General features: G+C 66.6%; 16 protein-coding genes. 8 read left to right on the forward strand and 8 right to left on the reverse strand.

Going from position 1 to position 18781, the window contains the following annotated elements; translation table 11 throughout:
* The first annotated feature begins 118 nt into the window (after nucleotides 1-118).
* A complete protein-coding gene (locus tag OHA88_RS24340; RefSeq protein WP_328627058.1) occupies nucleotides 119-1561 on the forward strand; it encodes a CCA tRNA nucleotidyltransferase in 1443 nt (480 codons plus the stop codon).
* A gap of 205 nt (nucleotides 1562-1766) precedes the next feature.
* On the opposite strand, the gene OHA88_RS24345 is transcribed toward OHA88_RS24340, so the two are convergent.
* The 3 genes from OHA88_RS24345 to OHA88_RS24355 form a co-directional block, all read right to left on the reverse strand.
* Nucleotides 1767-3035 (reverse strand): MFS transporter, encoded by a 1269-nt coding sequence (locus tag OHA88_RS24345; RefSeq protein WP_328627059.1) that lies wholly within the window; start codon nucleotides 3033-3035, stop codon nucleotides 1767-1769.
* A 124-nt stretch (nucleotides 3036-3159) separates the two neighbouring features.
* The gene (locus OHA88_RS24350; protein WP_030973768.1) at nucleotides 3160-4242 is read right to left on the reverse strand and encodes an inositol-3-phosphate synthase; all 1083 of its coding nucleotides are present in this window, start codon (nucleotides 4240-4242) and stop codon (nucleotides 3160-3162) included.
* 67 nt (nucleotides 4243-4309) lie between these two features.
* Entirely contained in the window at nucleotides 4310-5017 is a 708-nt protein-coding gene (locus OHA88_RS24355; protein WP_267004122.1) for a PadR family transcriptional regulator, read from the reverse strand.
* 377 nt (nucleotides 5018-5394) lie between these two features.
* On the opposite strand from OHA88_RS24355, the gene OHA88_RS24360 reads away from it, so the two are divergent.
* On the forward strand, nucleotides 5395-8112 hold the full coding sequence (locus OHA88_RS24360) for a transglycosylase domain-containing protein (protein ID WP_328627060.1): 2718 nt from the start codon (nucleotides 5395-5397) through the stop codon (nucleotides 8110-8112).
* A 136-nt stretch (nucleotides 8113-8248) separates the two neighbouring features.
* Nucleotides 8249-9745, forward strand: coding sequence for a glycosyltransferase family 87 protein (locus OHA88_RS24365; protein ID WP_328627061.1), 1497 nt, complete (start codon nucleotides 8249-8251; stop codon nucleotides 9743-9745).
* A gap of 78 nt (nucleotides 9746-9823) precedes the next feature.
* Here the strand turns inward: OHA88_RS24365 and OHA88_RS24370 are convergent, their stop codons facing one another.
* The 3 genes from OHA88_RS24370 to OHA88_RS24380 form a co-directional block, all read right to left on the reverse strand.
* Complete coding sequence (locus tag OHA88_RS24370; RefSeq protein WP_030973776.1) at nucleotides 9824-10855, reverse strand: alanine racemase; 1032 nt, start codon at nucleotides 10853-10855, stop codon at nucleotides 9824-9826.
* Between the two features lie 133 nt (nucleotides 10856-10988).
* Entirely contained in the window at nucleotides 10989-12107 is a 1119-nt protein-coding gene (locus OHA88_RS24375) for a lipid II:glycine glycyltransferase FemX (RefSeq protein ID WP_267004130.1), read from the reverse strand.
* A 210-nt stretch (nucleotides 12108-12317) separates the two neighbouring features.
* Nucleotides 12318-12632, reverse strand: a complete 315-nt coding sequence (locus tag OHA88_RS24380) for a hypothetical protein (protein ID WP_328627062.1) — start codon at nucleotides 12630-12632, stop codon at nucleotides 12318-12320.
* Between the two features lie 278 nt (nucleotides 12633-12910).
* On the opposite strand from OHA88_RS24380, the gene rpsF reads away from it, so the two are divergent.
* The 4 genes from rpsF to rplI all read left to right on the forward strand — a co-directional run bounded on the left by rpsF (nucleotide 12911) and on the right by rplI (nucleotide 14635).
* The gene (gene rpsF / locus OHA88_RS24385) at nucleotides 12911-13201 is read left to right on the forward strand and encodes a 30S ribosomal protein S6 (RefSeq protein ID WP_030930552.1); all 291 of its coding nucleotides are present in this window, start codon (nucleotides 12911-12913) and stop codon (nucleotides 13199-13201) included.
* A gap of 74 nt (nucleotides 13202-13275) precedes the next feature.
* Nucleotides 13276-13890, forward strand: coding sequence for a single-stranded DNA-binding protein (locus OHA88_RS24390; RefSeq protein ID WP_030930554.1), 615 nt, complete (start codon nucleotides 13276-13278; stop codon nucleotides 13888-13890).
* A gap of 43 nt (nucleotides 13891-13933) precedes the next feature.
* Complete coding sequence (rpsR, locus tag OHA88_RS24395) at nucleotides 13934-14170, forward strand: 30S ribosomal protein S18 (protein WP_003967857.1); 237 nt, start codon at nucleotides 13934-13936, stop codon at nucleotides 14168-14170.
* An 18-nt stretch (nucleotides 14171-14188) separates the two neighbouring features.
* Nucleotides 14189-14635 (forward strand): 50S ribosomal protein L9, encoded by a 447-nt coding sequence (gene rplI, locus OHA88_RS24400; RefSeq protein ID WP_030930556.1) that lies wholly within the window; start codon nucleotides 14189-14191, stop codon nucleotides 14633-14635.
* Nucleotides 14636-14726: 91 nt separating this feature from the next.
* On the opposite strand, the gene OHA88_RS24405 is transcribed toward rplI, so the two are convergent.
* Nucleotides 14727-16064: an MATE family efflux transporter gene (locus OHA88_RS24405; protein ID WP_328627063.1), complete on the reverse strand. Its 1338-nt coding sequence runs from the start codon at nucleotides 16062-16064 to the stop codon at nucleotides 14727-14729.
* Nucleotides 16065-16542: 478 nt separating this feature from the next.
* Between OHA88_RS24405 and dnaB the strand changes: the two genes are divergently transcribed.
* A complete protein-coding gene (gene dnaB, locus OHA88_RS24410; RefSeq protein WP_267008045.1) occupies nucleotides 16543-18003 on the forward strand; it encodes a replicative DNA helicase in 1461 nt (486 codons plus the stop codon).
* Nucleotides 18004-18126: 123 nt separating this feature from the next.
* On the opposite strand, the gene OHA88_RS24415 is transcribed toward dnaB, so the two are convergent.
* Nucleotides 18127-18717 (reverse strand): TetR/AcrR family transcriptional regulator, encoded by a 591-nt coding sequence (locus OHA88_RS24415; protein ID WP_328627064.1) that lies wholly within the window; start codon nucleotides 18715-18717, stop codon nucleotides 18127-18129.
* Nucleotides 18718-18781 lie beyond the last annotated feature (64 nt).

The raw sequence follows: 18781 nt of genomic DNA on the forward strand, positions 1-18781 counted from the left end.
AACGATGTGCGCGGGGGCCACGTGCTGGGGAGTGCGCTTGGTGGTGATCGGGAGAGTCTTGCAGGGCGGAAAGAAACGATGACGCCCGGGCCGGTCCGGGCACGTACCCTTTTCTGTTGTGCCGAACGCCAATGAAGACATCTCCAGTGCCCTGACCCAGGTGCAGCACCGCGCAGTCAGCGAACTGCTGCGAGTGTCCCCGGTCGCCGACGACCTCGCCCGCCGTTTCCAGGATGCCGGATTCAGTCTCGCCCTGGTCGGCGGCTCGGTCCGGGACGCGCTTCTCGGCAGGCTGGGGAACGACCTGGACTTCACCACTGATGCCCGCCCCGAGGACGTCCTGAAGATCGTCCGTCCGTGGGCGGACTCGGTGTGGGAGGTCGGTATCGCCTTCGGCACGGTGGGGTGCCAGAAGAACGGCTACCAGATCGAAGTCACCACGTATCGGTCAGAGGCGTACGACAGGACCTCGCGCAAGCCGGAGGTTTCCTACGGCGACTCCATCGAGGAAGACCTCGTACGTCGCGACTTCACGGTCAATGCGATGGCCGTCGCGCTGCCGCAGAAGGACTTCATCGACCCGCACGGCGGCCTCGAGGACCTGGCGGAGCGCGTGCTGCGCACCCCCGGGACGCCCGAGGAGTCGTTCTCCGACGACCCGCTGCGCATGCTGCGCGCCGCGCGCTTCGCCGCGCAGTTGGACTTCGACGTCGCCCCCGACGTGGTCACCGCGATGACCGAGATGGCAGGACGCATCGAGATCGTCTCAGCGGAACGGGTCCGTGAGGAGCTCAACAAGCTGCTGCTCTCCGCTCACCCCCGGAAGGGCCTTGGCCTGCTGGTCTCCACGGGACTGGCACAGCAGGTGCTGCCGGAGCTGCCCGCGCTGCGACTGGAAAGTGACGAGCATCACCGTCACAAGGACGTCTACGAGCACTCGCTGACCGTCCTGGAGCAGGCGATCGATCTGGAGGAGGACGGGCCCGATCTGACCCTGCGGCTCGCTGCGCTGCTCCATGACATCGGCAAGCCGCGGACCCGGCGCTTCGAGAAGGACGGGCGCGTCTCGTTCCATCACCACGAGGTGGTGGGCGCCAAAATGGTCAAGAAGCGAATGGCCGAGCTCAAGTACTCCAACGACATGATCAAGGACGTCTCGAAGCTGGTGGAGCTGCATCTGCGCTTCCACGGCTACGGCGACGGGGAGTGGACCGACTCCGCAGTTCGTCGGTATGTGCGCGATGCGGGTCCGCTGCTGGAACGGCTGCACAAACTGACCCGCTCGGACTGCACGACGCGGAACAAGCGCAAGGCCGGTGCCCTCTCGCGGACGTATGACGCACTCGAGGAGCGCATTACACAGCTGAAGAACCAGGAAGAGCTGGATGCCATCCGGCCCGACCTGGACGGCAACGAGATCATGCAGACGCTGGGTGTCGGTCCTGGGCCGGTCATCGGCAAGGCGTACGCGTTCCTGCTGGAGCTGCGGATGGAACACGGCCCGATGGGGCACGACACCGCGGTCGCTGAGCTCAAGAAGTGGTGGGCCGCGCAGACCTGAGGTCGGAGCCGGCGTCATGTTTCACGTGAAACATGACGCGACCGATGGGGCGAGGGGCACTGTTTCACGTGAAACAGTGCCCCTCGTCGCGGTCTTCCTGGCGGTTCACGGCGTCCTCGTTTCCGTGGTGGCGCTCGGTGCGCTCACAGGTCTGAAGTTTTGGGGCGGCCGGCCCTGCGGTGGCGGAACGCCGGGGTGGCCGCCGTCATAGCACTCCAGCGACACGGCTCCACCGGAACATCGTCACTGCGACGATCGTGTAGAGCGCGGCAACTCCGATCACCACTGCGGCCGACTCGCCGTCAGGAGGCAGGACAAGGGCGGCCACTGCGGCAGCGCCCACAAAGGCCACGTTGAACAGCACGTCGTACAGGGAGAAGATCCGGCCGCGGAAGGAGTCGTCCACCGACGTCTGTACGACGGTGTCCGTTGCGATCTTCGCTCCCTGGGTGACCAGTCCGAGGACGAACGCCGCGACCAACATCGGGCCCGGGCTGAACCACAACCCCAGTGCGGGTTCGAGGACGGCGGCCGCGGCTGCACAGGCCGCCATCCAGCGGAACCGGCCGAGCCACCCCACCGCCCAGGGCGTCACCACGGCCGCCGCGAAGAATCCCGCACCTGAGAACCCCGCGGCAAGGACGAGCAGCGCCAGTCCGCCGGAGTTGCTGTCGGACCAGGCGTACCGGCACAGCATCAGCACCATGACGGTCAGCGCCCCGTAGCAGAACCGGATCACCGTGATGGCGGCCAGCGCCCGTGCTGCGTCCTTCCGTTCCGCCAGATGGCGCAGTCCGCCGACGAGTCCCCGTGCGGTGGCGGCCAGGGCGTCCCTCAGCCGGAGACGGGGGCTGCCCGGATCCGGCCCGAGGAGATCGGCCGCAAGGCGCAGGGATGCGAGCGCCGACGCAAGGTAGAGCCCCGCTCCCAGCAGCACGACCGCCGCATCGGAGTCCGCCGCGACCAGACGCACGGCGAAGGCAAGGCCCCCGCCTGCCGTGGCGGCGAGCGTTCCCGCTGTCGGTGAGAGCGAGTTGGCCATGACCAGCCGGTCCTCGTCGACGACCCGGGGCAGTGCGGCCGAAAGGCCCGCCAGCACAAAGCGGTTGACGGCGGTGACGCACAGGGCCGAGGCGTAGAAGAGCCAGTCGGGCGCGGTGCCGAGGATCAACAGGGCGGTGCAGCAGGCGAGGGCGCTGCGCAGCAGATTGCCGTACAGAAAGACCTGGCGGCGCGGCCAGCGGTCCAGGAAGACGCCGGCGAAGGGGCCGATGAGCGAGTACGGAAGCAGTAGTACGGCCATCGCGGAGGCGATGGCTCCCGCCGATGTCTGCTTCTCCGGGGAGAAGACGACGTGTGCGGCGAGGGCGACCTGGTAGACGCCGTCGGCGGACTGGGAGAGGAGCCGTACGGCGAGCAGACGACGGAAGTTCCGAAGGCGCAGGAGTACGCGCAGATCACGTACGACGGGCATGAGGGCAAGGGTCACATACGTTGAGGGTCCCCGGGCGGATTACCCGGGGACCCTCAACGATGCGGGAGAGGAAGAGCGTTGCCGCTCATCGCCCTCCTACGATGACGCGCCGTTTCCGGTCGGGTCAGCGCTCGACGTCGCCGTTGATGAACTTCTCGACGTTCTCGCGGGCCTCGTCGTCGAAGTACTGGACCGGCGGGGACTTCATGAAGTACGAGGACGCGGAGAGGATCGGGCCACCGATGCCGCGGTCCTTGGCGATCTTCGCGGCACGCACGGCGTCGATGATGACACCGGCGGAGTTCGGGGAGTCCCAGACCTCGAGCTTGTACTCCAGGTTCAGCGGAACGTCACCGAAGGCGCGGCCCTCGAGGCGCACGTACGCCCACTTGCGGTCGTCCAGCCAGGCCACGTAGTCAGACGGGCCGATGTGCACGTTGTCCGCACCCAGCTCACGGTCACGGATCTGGGAGGTGACGGCCTGCGTCTTGGAGATCTTCTTGGACTCGAGGCGCTCACGCTCGAGCATGTTCTTGAAGTCCATGTTGCCGCCGACGTTCAGCTGCATCGTGCGGTCCAGGACGACGCCCCGGTCCTCGAAGAGCTTCGCCATCACGCGGTGCGTGATGGTGGCGCCGACCTGCGACTTGATGTCGTCACCGACGATCGGAACACCGGCCTCGGTGAACTTGTCAGCCCACTCCTTGGTGCCGGCGATGAAGACCGGGAGGGCGTTGACGAACGCGACCTTGGCGTCGATGGCGCACTGCGCGTAGAACTTCGCAGCGACCTCGGAACCGACGGGCAGGTAGCAGACGAGAACGTCGACCTGCTTGTCCTTGAGGACCTGGACGATGTCGACCGGGGCCTCGGTGGACTCCTCGATGGTCTCGCGGTAGTACTTGCCCAGACCGTCGTGGGTGTGGCCGCGCTGGACCGTCACGCCGGTGTTCGGCACGTCGGCGATCTTGATCGTGTTGTTCTCGCTCGCGCCGATGGCGTCCGCGAGGTCGAGGCCGACCTTCTTCGCGTCGACATCGAAGGCGGCGACGAACTCGACGTCACGCACGTGGTACTCGCCGAACTGGACGTGCATCAGACCGGGCACCTTGCCGGCCGGATCGGCGTCCTTGTAGTACTCGACGCCCTGCACCAGCGAGGCGGCGCAGTTGCCCACGCCGACGATGGCTACGCGAACCGAACCCATTCCGGTTGCTCCCTGTGTTGAGTGTTCTCGGTGATTCCGATGAAGGCCCTGCGGAACTGCCGGGACTTCATTTGCCGGTGTCGTCGGACGGATCCGGCGGGGTATGACCCCGATGCCGGGGCAGGCCGTCCGACTCTCCTGCTGTGTTCTGCGGAGCCGAGCCCTCGGGCGAGGATCGTCGCTGATCCCGTCCCGACCGCTCGCTCTCGATGAGCTCGTTCAGCCAGCGCACTTCGCGCTCCACGGACTCCATGCCGTGTCGCTGCAGCTCAAGTGTGTAGTCGTCGAGTCGTTCGCGGGTTCGTGCCAGAGAGGCGCGCATCTTCTCCAGGCGCTCCTCCAGCCGGCTGCGGCGGCCTTCCAGCACGCGCATCCGCACCTCGTGCTCCGTCTGCCCGAAGAAGGCGAAGCGGGCTGCGAAGTGCTCGTCCTCCCAGGAGTCGGGGCCGGTGTGCGAGAGCAGCTCCTCGAAGTGCTCCTTACCTTCTGCCGTCAGCCGGTAGACGATCTTGGCGCGGCGCCCAGCCAGTGAAGAAGCAGGGGCGACCGCACGGCCGGTGACGGGCGGGAGGTCGACGGGAGCATTTCCCGTCTCCTCGATCAACCAGCCGTTGGCGACCAGCGTCTTGAGGCAGGGGTAGAGGGTGCCGTAGCTGAAGGCGCGGAAGATCCCCAACGAGGTGTTGAGGCGTTTGCGCAGTTCGTACCCGTGCATCGGCGACTCGCGGAGCAGGCCGAGTACGGCGAATTCGAGGATGCCGGAGCGTCTGCTCAACTTCGCCTCCTCCTTACTCCGAGTGCTCTCGCGGAGCCCTATGCCGAGCTGATGTATCGACTCGATACATCCAGACGATAGATCGCTCGTCGCGTTGCGACAAGTGGGACCGTCGTGAACGGCGTCACATCATCAATTCGTAGGAAGCGACTTGCGTTATTTGGGGTGAACTTCGGCTCTAGGGGGGTTTTGGCCGTGCGTAGTCTGTGCGGGATGCAGACCACCGGGAACCGTGTGGCGTCCGCGCGCGTCAGTCATCGCGGACCGACCGGATCGGCTGCGGATGAGCCTGTCGCAGGGCTGGTCCGTAATTCGGGGGGACCGGATCTCAACTGCCGCTTCCAGGCGTTCTCGCCTGCCCGAGGAGTAGTCGTTCGATGAGCGAGCACCGTCGCAAAACGCAGCAACCGCAAGGTGGCGGGCGTGCCGCGGCCAGACGAGCCGCCCAGTCGTCCTCAGGACGCCGTGCAGCGCCGTCACGCGGAGTAACGTCCGAGTCACCTTCCGATTCTTATGGCGGGGAGAGTCCGTACGGCGGACGCGCCGAGGCCAGGAGGGCCGCCCAGCGTGGCGGGCGTCGTGCCGCCGAGGGGGGTGGCGCAGGTTATGGCGGAGGAGGTCGCCGTCGTGGTGGCGGCGACGGGCGCGAAGGCCCCGGCCGGGGTCGGGGGCGCGGCAATCAGCCTCCTGCCAAGAAGCGCTTCATCGACTACCCGCGCGCCGGCAAGTACGGAGCAAGGCGCTGGCTGCCGTCGTGGAGGCTGGTCTCCGGTCTGTGCATCGGCTTCCTCGGCCTGCTCATGGGCTTCGCCGGGCTGGCGTACGCGATGGTCGGCACGCCCAAGGTGAAGGATGCTGCCAAGGCGCAGAACAACGTCTACTACTGGGCGAACGGCAAGCAGATGGTCGCCACGGGTGGTGGGACCAACCGTCAGATCATCGATTACTCGCAGATCCCCGCAGCCATGCGGAACGCTGTCATCTCAGCAGAGAACAAGTCGTTCGAAACGGACAGTGGTATCGACCCCATGGGTATCGCCCGGGCCCTCTACAACATGGCCAAGGGTGGTGAGACCCAGGGTGGCTCGACGATCACCCAGCAGTATGTGAAGAACTCGCGGCTCTCTCAGGATCAGACGCTGAGCCGCAAGTTCGAGGAGTTGTTCATCACGCTCAAGGTCGGCAAAACGATGGACAAGAAGGACATCATGGCCGACTACCTCAACATCTCGTACTACGGACGAGGTGCATCGGGGATCCAGGCCGCGGCTCGTACGTACTACGGGACGGACGCCAGGGACCTGGACGCGAGCCAGTGTGCCTTCCTGGCCACGTTGCTCAAGGGCGCGACCTACTACGACCCGGCGGGTGCGCCCGAGTACGACCCCATACAGGCCACCCGGGCGAAGAACCTGGATCGCGCGAAGAAGCGCTGGGCCTGGATCCTCGAGGAAGAGGTGAAGGACGGCCGGATGAAGCCCGAGGATCGCCAGAAGTTCCTGAAGCAGGGATTCCCCATGCCGGACCCGCCGAAGAAGGGTGCGGAGTTGGACGGCCAGATCGGTTATCTGGTGGACCTGGCCAAGTCGAACTTCCTCAACAACAACACCAAGGGCATCACCGCGGACAAGCTTGCCCAGGGCGGATACGAGATCCACACCACCTTCGTGAAGGGCAAGGTGGACAAGCTCAACGCCGCGGTCAAGAAGGTCTACGACAACAAGATCAAGCCGAAGCAGCGCCCCAAGACGGACACGCACGTCCAGTTCGGTGGAGCTTCGGTGGATCCGAAAACTGGTGCCATCGCCGCGATCTACGGCGGCCAGAATGCGACGACGCACTACACCAACAACGCCGACACCACCGGTGCGCAGGTCGGTTCGACCTTCAAGCCGTTCGTGCTGACGGCCGCGATGGAGTACGGCAAACGTGACCCGGCCGGCGGCCCGGATCAGGACGAATCGCAGACTACGAAGGTCTCGCCGAAGAGCATCTACAACGCCGACGACCTGCTGAAGATCAAGAAGTACAACGGTGAGGTCTGGACCGACGAGAATGGCAAGGAGTGGCTGCAGTCGAATGACGGCCATGAGTCGAGGGGCAACATCACCCTTCGCGAGGCCATGCAGTGGTCCGCCAACTCCCCGTACGTCCAGCTCGGCATGGACGTCGGCACCGACAAGGTGAAGGACGTCGCCATCGCCGCAGGCCTGCGCGACGACAGCTCCATGGCGGACTCGACCGTTCCGTCCTTCTCCATCGGTACGTCCCAGCCGAGTGCCATCCGGATGGCGGGGGCGTACGGCACCTTCGCCACCAGCGGCATGCAGCACGATCCGTACTCGGTCGAAAATGTCAAGTACCGCGGCGAGGTCATCTATCAGCACAAGAAGGTCAACAAGCGCGCCTTCGACACCGCCATCGCCGACAACGTCACCGACGTTCTGAAGAACGTCGTGGAGAAGGGGACCGGCACGCCTGCCCAGCTCCCCGGCCGCGACGTGGCGGGCAAGACGGGTACGACGGACGACAACAAGTCCGCCTGGTTCGTGGGCTACACCCCGCAGCTGTCGACGGCCATCAGCATGTACCGGCTGGACGACAACGAGAAGCACAAGAACCGTAAGTTCGAGAAGATGTACGGGACGGGTGGCGAGAGGACGATCCACGGTGCGTCGTTCCCGGCCCAGATCTGGCACGACTACATGCTTGAAGCGCTGAAGGGAACTCCGCCCGAGAGCTTCCCGAAGCCGGAGCCCTGGGGCGACACGGTCTATGGCGGTGGCGCGAAGAGCCCCAGCCCGACGCCGAGCATCGTCCCTTCGGAGACCCCCTCCAGCACACCGTCCTCGACGCCTTCGAGCACCCCGTCCTTCCCGAACCCCGGCCCGAGCAAGAGCTGCAAGGCGTGGGACTGGAACTGCCAGGACAGCAATGGCGGCACCAACACAGGCGGCAGCACCGGAACGACCGACGGCAGCACGGGAGGAACGCCCGTGCCCTCGACAGACCCGACGTCGTCCCCCGGGGGCGCCGGTGGCGGCAACGGCAACGGCAACGGGAACGGGAACATCTTCGGAGGTCCGGCCGGGTAGCGCCCGGCAGGCAAGCGCTCCACTCGGCCGACAGGCCGGCGAAGGGGGAGCCGCAGGAGACGTCCCCAGGGCCGCCGCACCACTCGGTGCGGCGGCCCTCGCCGTTTCCACAGTCCCGTACGGCAGGATGTGCGGCATGCCAAGCGCAGAGGACACGAGCGTGCACCAGGAGCGGCCCGTCGTACGGCCCACGCAACAGGACGAGATCGCGGCGGCCGGCAGCGAGCTGATCGGCGGCCGGTCGGGACGCTGGGCGAGGACCGGCACCAGCCCGCTCACACCCGTGCGTGTCGTCGCGCTGGTGGCCATCGGGATGTTTGCGCTCGGCATGGTGCAGAAGGCGCCCTGCTACAACTGGGCATGGTTCAGAGGTGCCAGTTCGCAGTACACGCATGCCTGCTACTCCGACATTCCGCATCTCTTCGTCGGGCGTGGCTTCGCCGACGGCCTCGTGCCGTACTTCGACCGGCTGAGCGGCGACATGCAGTACCTCGAGTACCCCGTACTGACGGGTGTGTTCATGCAGGTCGCGGCCTGGCTGACGCCCGGCGGCTCCATGCAGTACCGCGAGCAGATGTACTGGATGGTCAACGCGGGCATGCTCATGATCTGTACCGCGGTCATGGCCGTGTGTGTCGCCCGTACGCACCGGCGCCGCCCGTGGGACGGGCTGCTGGTCGCCCTGGCGCCCGCCTTCGCGCTCACCGCGACGATCAACTGGGACCTGCTGGCCGTCGCCCTGACGGCCGCGGCCATGCTCATGTGGTCCCGGCAGCGGGCGCTGGCGTTCGGCGTCCTCATCGGCCTCGCCACGGCCGCCAAGCTCTATCCCGTATTCCTGCTGGGGCCGATCTTCGTGCTCTGCTGGCGCGCGGGCAAATGGCGGGAGTTCTTCGTGGCGACGCTCGGCGCGGCCGCATCCTGGCTGGTGGTGAACCTGCCGGTGATGGTGTTCGCGCCCGAGGGGTGGAAGAAGTTCTACACGTTCAGCCATGACCGGCCGCTCGACTTCGGTTCGTTCTGGCTGATCATCGCGCAGCGTGCCGGGATCTCCATCTCGGTCGACACCGTCAACAACATTTCGCTGCTGCTGACGATCCTGCTGTGCGCGGGCATCGGCGTGCTGACACTGATGGCCCCGCGCCGGCCCCGCTTCGCTCAGCTGGCGTTTCTCGTCGTCGCGGCGTTCATCCTCACCAACAAGGTCTATTCACCGCAGTACGTGCTGTGGCTGATCCCTCTTGCGGCGCTGGCCAGGCCGCGCTGGCGGGACTTCCTCATCTGGCAGGCGTGCGAGGTCATGTACTTCCTGGGGATCTGGATGTACCTCGCGTACACGACGAGCGGCGACAAGCACCAGGGGCTGCCGACGGAGGGCTACCAGCTGGCGATCGCCGTGCATCTGCTGGGCACGCTGTACCTCTGCGCCGTCGTCGTACGGGACATCCTGATGCCGGAGCGGGACGTCGTACGCCGCGACGGGTCGGACGATCCGTCGGGCGGGGTGCTCGACGGGGCCGAGGACGTCTTTGTGCTGGGCCACGCAGCGACGCACCGGCCGCGGCACGCGGCGCACGCGGTCGAGGGACCGTGGGTGGAGTGGGGCGCGGCGCAAGAATCGGCCGCCGACTGAACAGGGCTTCGCCGGAAGGCTGCGAGCCCTCGGCGAGGCCCTGGCCTCAACGGTCGTTCTCCGGGTCGGCCCAGCGCCTCAGCGGTCGACGAGACGGTCGAACTGGGTGGTCGTGTGGCGCAGATGGGCGACCAGCTCGTCCCCGACCTTCGGCTCCGGCGCGTCCGCAGGTACGAACAGGATCGACACCTGCATGTGCGGCGGCTCGGCGAACCAGCGCTGCTTGCCCGCCCAGACGAACGGTGACAGGTTGCGGTTGACCGTGGCCAGGCCGGCGCGGGCGACGCCCTTGGCCCGCGGCATCACGCCGTGCAGGGCCTTCGGGGCCTCCAGACCCACGCCGTGCGACGTACCGCCGGCGACGACCACCAGCCAGCCGTCGGAGGCGGCCCTCTGCTGGCGGTAGCCGAACCGGTCGCCCTTGACGACACGTGTGACGTCGAGGACGGAGCCCCGGTACTCCGTCGCGTCGTGGTCGCCGAGCCACAGCCGCGTGCCGATACGGGCGCGGAAGCGGGTCTGCGGGAACTGCTGCTGAAGCCGGGCCAGTTCCTCGGCACGCAGATGGCTGACGAACATGGTGTGCAGCGGCAGCCGGGCCGCCCGCAGGCGGTCCATCCAGCCGATGACCTCCTCGACGGCGTCCGAGCCGTCCGTCCGGTCCAGCGGCAGGTGCAGGGCAAAACCTTCGAGGCGTACGTCCTCGATGGCGGCGTGCAGCTGCCCCAGCTCCTCCTCCTTGACGCCGTGACGCTTCATCGAGCTCATGCACTCGATGACGACACGGGCCCCGACCAGGGCGTGCACACCGTCCACGGAGGACACGGACCGGATGACGCGGTCGGGCAGCGGCACCGGCTCCTCGCCCCGCCGGAACGGGGTGAGCACCAGCAGATCGCCGCTGAACCAGTCCTTTATGCGGGCCGCCTCATAGGTGGTGCCGACGGCCAGGGTGTCGGAGCCGAAGCGGATCGCCTCGTCGGCGAGCCGCTCGTGACCGAAGCCGTATCCGTTGCCCTTGCAGACCGGGACGAGCCCGGGGAACTGGTCGAGCACGGATTTCTGGTGCGCCCGCCAGCGCGCGGTGTCGACGTAGAGGGAGAGCGCCATGGCTGGTCCGGAACCTTTCTGGTGGCTGCGGTGTATCAGAGGTATGCGGAGCTTGATGAAGTGCCTGAGATTGTTGGCCTGCCTTCAGGCATGCCTGCTGAAGCACCTATTGAAACGAATGAAGCCGGTTTCGTCAGCGGCGCGACATGTACATATCGAGAGCCTTGTGGAGCAGCTTGTTGAGCGGGAAGTCCCACTCGCCGACGTACTCGACGGCTTCGCCGCCGGTACCGACCTTGAACTGGATCAGACCGAAGAGGTGGTCCGTCTCGTCGAGCGAGTCGCTGATGCCGCGCAGGTCGTAGACGGTCGCGCCCATCGCATACGAGTCGCGCAGCATGCGCCACTGCATCGCGTTCGAGGGCCGGACCTCGCGCCCGATGTTGTCGGATGCGCCGTACGAGTACCAGACGTGGCCACCGACGACGAGCATCGTCGCCGCCGACAGGTTCACGCCGTTGTGCCGCGCGAAATAGAGCCGCATGCGGTTGGGGTCCTCGGAGTTGAGTACCGTCCACATGCGCTGGAAATAAGAGAGCGGGCGCGGCCGGAAGTGGTCGCGGACCGCGGTGATCTCGTACAGCCGCTGCCATTCGGCGAGGTCCTCGTAACTGCCCTGGACGACCTCGACACCGGCCTTCTCGGCCTTCTTGATGTTGCGGCGCCACAGCTGGTTGAAGCCCTTGAGGACGTCTTCCAACGACCGGTTGGCCAGCGGGACCTGGAAGACATACCGCGGCTGTACGTCACCGAATCCGGCGCCGCCGTCCTCGCCCTGCTGCCAGCCCATCTTCCTCAGCCGGTCAGCGACTTCGAAGGCACGAGGCTCGATGTGGGTGGCCTCGACGTCGCGCAGACGCTTCACATCAGGGTCCTGGATACCGGACTTGATGGCGGCCGCGTCCCAGCGACGGATGACGACCGGCGGGCCCATCTTCACGGAGAAGGCCCCCTGCTGCTTGAGATGCGCCAGCATCGGCTGCAGCCAGTCGTCCAGGTTCGGGGCGTACCAGTTGATGACCGGGCCCTCGGGGAGGTACGCGAGGTACCTCTTGATCTTGGGCAGCTGGCGGTACAGGACTAGGCCGGCGCCGACCAACTTGCCGCTCTTGTCGAACCATCCCAGATTCTCCGAGCGCCATTCGGTCTTCACATCAGCCCACGCCGGGACCTGGCAGTGACTGGCCGAAGGCAGACTCTGGATGTACGCCAGATGCTGCTCTCGGCTGATGGTCCTCAGGGTCAGGCTCATGTCGGGGCGCTCCTCGGCAGGTGTGTCCCCATCGGTCAGGGGCTCCGGCTCTCGCGCCGAAGCCTACTGCGACCGGGGAGCGCCCCGTCTGGCCCTATGGGACCTTGCCGACCCGGTGGAACCCGGCGGCCCGGTCCACCGGGACCTGGACGGTCCCGTGGTGTGGACCGGCGCCGGGTCCCGATGTGTTCGGCCGGGTCCGGGCCGGGATCAGCCGACCACGCCGCCGAAGAGGCCTCCATGGGCCATGCCCAGGAAGAATCCGATGGCGGACGCGCCCATGCCGAGGATCAGCGGGAACCTCTCGCGCGTGGTCACCGAGATGTACTGCCCGTACGCACCCGTCAGGATCCCGACGAGTCCGGCCCACGAGCTGATCAGATGCAGACTGTGGAACATCGCCGTCACGAAGGCGAGAAGGCCGAGAACGATGGTCACCGCCACCAGGGTGTCCTGGAGCGGATGGGGCCTGCCGTCCGTGGCCAGCAGGGAAACGGCAGGGCGGGTTCGCATTGTCTGTGCCATGGAGTACCTCCTGGCCGAAAGGCGGCGCATGGTGTCGCCGCTCACACCCGATGTGTACAGATTGCGTCTCCTGAGCACCGGATTTCAACCGGAAGCCGGTGTGCGGGTACTCTGTACGGTCTGCACCGGTGTCTGCCCAGGCCAGCACATCAGCCCCTCTCGATGGAGGGCGTTGTCAGTGTCGGCTGTTTTACTCGGAGACACTGTTGCTTTACGCATCACGACCCTCCTGCCACGGAACGACCGTGGCCGCTGAGTCCAAAGGAGGTGGGTTCCACATGCGTCACTACGAGGTGATGGTCATCCTCGACCCCGATCTCGAGGAGCGCGCTGTCTCCCCGCTGATCGAGAACTTCCTCTCCGTCGTCCGTGAGGGCAACGGAAAGGTTGAGAAGGTCGACACCTGGGGCCGTCGTCGTCTCGCTTACGAGATCAAGAAGAAGCCCGAGGGCATCTACTCGGTCATCGATCTGCAGGCCGAGCCTGCGATCGTCAAGGAGCTCGACCGCCAGATGAACCTGAACGAGTCGGTCCTCCGGACCAAGGTCCTCCGTCCCGAGATCCACTGAGCATCTAGCTCAGCGGTCATCGGGTTCGAGTAGCAGCAAGCAGCCAGAAGCAATCCCCGCCGAGAGGTTCACCCATGGCAGGCGAGACCGTCATCACGGTCGTCGGCAATCTCGTCGACGACCCCGAGCTGCGCTTCACCCCGTCCGGTGCGGCGGTCGCGAAGTTCCGTGTCGCGTCCACTCCCCGCATCTTCGACCGGCAGACCAATGAGTGGAAGGACGGCGAAGGCCTGTTCCTCACCTGCTCGGTCTGGCGACAGGCGGCGGAGAACGTCGCCGAGTCGCTCCAGCGAGGCATGCGCGTTGTCGTGCAGGGCCGGCTGAAGCAGCGGTCGTACGAAGACCGCGAGGGCGTGAAGCGCACGGTCTACGAGCTGGACGTCGAGGAAGTCGGCCCCAGCCTCAAGAGCGCCACGGCCAAGGTCACCAAAACCACCGGTCGCGGTGGCCAGGGCGGCCAGGGTGGTTACGGCGGTGGCCAGCAGGGCGGCGGCAACTGGGGCGGCGGTCCCAGTGGCGGTGGCCAGCAGGGTGGCGGCGGTGCTCCCGCCGACGACCCGTGGGCCACCAGCGCGCCGGCCGGCGGCCAGCAGGGCGGGGGTCAGCAGGGCGGCGGAGGCGGTTGGGGCGGAAGCTCCGGCGGTTCCGGCGGTTCTGGTGGCGGCTACTCGGACGAGCCTCCCTTCTAGGGAAGCTCGTACCCCCACTTCTTGATCACACAGGAGAAACACCATGGCGAAGCCGCCTGTGCGCAAGCCTAAGAAGAAGGTCTGCGCGTTCTGCAAGGACAAGACCCAGTACGTGGACTACAAGGACACGAACATGCTGCGGAAGTTCATTTCCGACCGCGGCAAGATCCGTGCCCGCCGCGTCACCGGCAACTGCACGCAGCACCAGCGTGACGTCGCCACGGCAGTCAAGAACAGCCGTGAGATGGCGCTGCTGCCCTACACGTCCACCGCGCGATAAGGGAAGGGTGACCGAATAATGAAGATCATCCTCACCCACGAGGTCTCCGGCCTCGGCACTGCCGGCGACGTCGTCGACGTCAAGGACGGGTACGCCCGTAACTACCTGGTTCCGCGTGGCTTTGCCATCCGCTGGACCAAGGGCGGCGAGAAGGACGTGGCGCAGATCCGCCGCGCCCGCAAGATCCACGAGATCGCGACGATCGAGCAGGCCAACGAGGTCAAGGCCAAGCTCGAGGCCGTGAAGGTCCGTCTGGCTGTTCGCTCCGGCGACGCCGGCCGTCTCTTCGGCTCCGTCACCCCGGCCGACATCGCCTCGGCGATCAAGGCTGCCGGTGGCCCGGACGTCGACAAGCGTCGCGTCGAGCTCGGCTCGCCGATCAAGACGCTCGGCGGACACCAGGTGTCCGTGCGTCTGCACCCCGAGGTTGCGGCGAAGCTCGGCATCGAGGTCGTTGCTGCCTAAGGGCAGAGCTCACCAGAGCAGGTGAGGGGCCGCACTCCACGGGAGTGCGGCCCCTCGTCGTTTCACGTGAAACAGGCTCCGCGGCCGGTGGTCAGCGGGTGGCCCCGGTGACGATCCACTTGCCCGAACGAGTCCGCAGCCAGAGCGTCACCATGCGCACTGTCATCATCAGGGTCATCGCCCACCACAGAGCCGTCAGCCCCCCGCCGATCGTGGGCACAAGCAGGGCGACCGGAGCGAAGACGGTCAGAGTGATCAGCATGGCCCAGGCGAGGTAACGGCCGTCCCCCGCGCCCATGAGTACACCGTCCAGGACGAAGACCACGCCGGCGATCGGCTGGGACAGCGCCACCACCAGCAAGGCCGGGATGAGTGTGTCCTGCACTGCTCCGTCGCCGGTGAAGAGCGGGATGAACAGGGGTCTGGCGAGCATGATCAGTGCCCCGAGCACCACACCCGAGGCAATGCCCCACTGGACCATGCGACGGCATGCCTCACGTGCGCCCTGGGTGTCATTGGCTCCCAGATAGCGGCCGATGATGGCCTGCCCGGCGATGGCAATGGCATCGAGGGCGAAAGCCATCAGGCTCCACAGGGAGAGGATGATCTGGTGGGCGGCGATATCGGTGTCGCCGAGGCGTGCGGCGACGGCGGTGGCGATCATCAGTACGGCACGGAGCGACAGCGTACGGACCAGCAGGGGGACGCCGGCCCGCGCGCTGGCCCTGATCCCTGTCGCGTCGGGGCGCAACGAAGCCCCGTGCCGACGTGCTCCCCGTACCACCACGATCAGATAGGCGGCAGCCATCCCGAACTGGGCGATGACCGTGCCCCAGGCCGATCCGGCGATGCCGAGCCCGGCGCCGTAGACAAGACCCGCGTTGAGGGCGCCGTTGGCCGCGAAGCCGCCGATGGCGACATAGAGCGGGGTTCTGGTGTCCTGCAGGCCGCGGAGCACGCCGGTCGCGGCCATCACGATGAGCATGGCGGGGATGCCGAGACTGGATATCCGCAGATAGGTGGTGGCGTACGGGGCAGCGGTGTCGGAGGCGCCGAAGATCCCGACGAGCCAGGAGGCCGAGGGAAGCGTCACGGCTATGACGGCGACGCCGAGGAGCAGGGCCAGCCAGATGCCGTCCATACCCTGCCGTATCGCGGAGGCAAGATCGCCTGCCCCTACCCGCCGGGCGACCGCTGCCGTGGTGGCGTACGCGAGGAAGACGAAGATGCTGACGGCGGTGGTCAGCAGTGCCGCGGCGACGCCCAGGCCGGCCAGTTGCGGTGTGCCCAGATGACCGACGATGGCGCTGTCGACCAGGACGAAGAGCGGCTCGGCCACGAGTGCGCCGAAGGCGGGGACGGCGAGCGCGATGATCTCGCGATCGTGCCGTCGGCGGCTGGAGTGCGAGGTCGCTGGGGCCAGGGTCATAGGCGCCAATCTAACCTTCCACAGGTAACGGATGCAATGCGATAGTGGTCCTTACATTTGCTGGTGTGTTGTGTTCTTCTGCACCTGGTTTGCCGTGATCTTGTGCCGAGTCGGAAAGTTTTTCTCCCCCACAGCCCGTGGACGGAGAAAGGCCAGGTCACGGCAGTGGTCATGGCCGCGTTATGAGTTTGTCCACAGTGCTGTCCCCCGCTCCGTGCACAGGTTCTGCGGAGTTCTCCACAGCATCTGATCCGTCGTCCACATGCCCTGTGGATAACCAGATTGGCTGACGGTGCCGGGGCGCCTACCGTGGACCGGCGCCCACACCCCGTTTCAGCCCTGGAATCCCACAGAAGCTCGACGTGATGGAACCGGAGTCGAGCGTCTTGATTGTCGGTGCTGTGCCGTAAGAAGGAGTGGCACGGCGAGGGTCCGCGGAGCGGACGGGAGGAGGTGGCCGGTGAGTATTCCCGAGCCTTTGGACGACCCCTGGACCGACGCCGGTCCCAGTGACCGTCTGCCTGTTTCTCGCCAGCGTCGCGGTGACAGCCGGGAACGTGGTGAGCAGCACGACCGCGGCCGGGAGAGCAGCGGCTGGGACAGCGGATCGCCCGGCTTCGAGCGTGTACCTCCGCAGGACCTCGACGCCGAGCAGTCGGTTCTCGGCGGCATGCTGCTGTCCAAGGACGCCATCGCCGACGTTGTGGAGATCATCAAGGGGCACGACTTCTACCGCCCCGCCCATGAGACCGTCTTCCAGGCGATCCTCGACCTCTATGCCAAGGGCGAGCCGGCCGACCCGATCACGGTCGCGGCCGAGCTGGTCAAGCGCGGCGAGATCACCAAGGTGGGCGGCGCCCCCTATCTGCACACTCTCGTCCAGTCCGTGCCGACCGCGGCGAACGCTTCGTACTACGCGGAGATCGTCCACGAGCGGGCGGTCCTGCGGCGGCTCGTCGAGGCCGGCACGAAGATCACGCAGATGGGATACGCGGCCGACGGCGATGTCGACGAGATCGTCAACTCCGCGCAGGCCGAGATCTACGCCGTCACCGAGCAGCGCACCAGCGAGGACTATCTGCCGCTCGGCGACATCATGGAAGGCGCACTCGACGAGATCGAGGCGATCGGATCGCGCTCCGGTGAGATGACCGGTGTACCGACCGGCTTCACCGACTTCGACGCGCTGACCAACGGCCTGCACCCAGGCCAGATGATCGTCATCGCGGCACGCCCGGCCATGGGTAAGTCCACGCTGGCCCTGGACTTCGCCCGGGCCGCTTCCATCAAGCACAACCTGCCCAGCGTGATCTTCTCCCTCGAAATGGGGCGCAACGAGATCGCGATGCGTCTGCTGTCCGCCGAGGCGCGGGTGGCGCTGCACCACATGCGCTCCGGCACGATGACCGACGAGGACTGGACGCGGCTGGCCCGCCGGATGCCGGACGTCTCGGCCGCCCCGCTCTACATCGACGATTCGCCGAACCTGTCGATGATGGAGATCCGGGCGAAGTGTCGCCGTCTGAAGCAGCGGAACGACATCAAGCTGGTGATCATCGACTATCTGCAGCTGATGCAGTCCGGTGGTTCGAAGCGGGCCGAGAGCCGTCAGCAGGAGGTCTCGGACATGTCCCGAAACCTCAAGCTGCTGGCGAAGGAGCTGGAGCTGCCGGTCATCGCGCTGTCCCAGCTGAACCGTGGTCCTGAGCAGCGCACGGACAAGAAGCCGATGGTGTCCGACCTGCGTGAATCCGGCTCCATCGAGCAGGATGCCGACATGGTGATCCTGCTGCACCGCGAGGACGCGTACGAGAAGGAGTCCCCGCGAGCGGGCGAGGCGGACCTGATGGTGGCCAAGCACCGTAACGGTCCGACGGCGACGATCACCGTGGCGTTCCAGGGCCACTACTCACGCTTCGTGGACATGGCGCAGACCTGAGGTGTGCCCGGCGGAACATCGCCGTGACCTGGGTGCGTTCCCCGGTGGGCCGTGTGTGACGCACCGGGGGCCGGGATTGCGCGAGGGCGGCCCGGCCATGCTTGCCGCGTTCGCCCGACGTGGTCACTCCGTCGGGATGATCCGCGTGACGATCGTCTCCACCAGCCGGGCCAGGTCGCGGTCGGCGGTGTCGCCGCCGGTGAGCATGCCGGGCAAGGTGAAGTGATCCAGCAGCAGGCCCGTCATGGCGAGGTAGAGCACGAGGAAGGCGTCGGCATCGCCCGGCAGGCCGGCCTCCCGGTGGAAGCGGGCGTTCTCGTCCAGGTCGGCGCGAACAGTTCGGTTGAGGTGGTCGCGGAGGGCCGGCCGGCGGGTGGCCTCCAGACGCAGTTCCAGCATGGCGAGATAGCCGGTGCGGTCGTCCGCCATGCGCTGCACCAGCCACTGCATCAGCTCGGTGACCAGCTCGCGTGAGGGCGTCGGGCGCATGGCCTCCTCGACCCCGACCGGGTCCGGTGTCATCCGGTCGGTGATCCGGACACCCGTCTGCATGAACAGATCGTCCCGACCGGTGAAGTAGTTGGACGATGTGCCCACGGGGACGCCCGCCCGTGCATCGACCGCGCGGAAGGTGAGTCCTCGTGCGCCCTCTTGCGCCAGCACCTCGATGGCCGCGTCGACGAGCGCCGTCCTGCGCTCGGGGTTCCTGACCATGCGTATCTCCGCATCCTTTGGCTCATCGGTGGAAAGGGATTGCTCAACCACTACATATGAAGCA

The sequence above is a fragment of the Streptomyces sp. NBC_00353 genome (assembly GCF_036108815.1).
GTDB lineage: Bacteria > Actinomycetota > Actinomycetes > Streptomycetales > Streptomycetaceae > Streptomyces.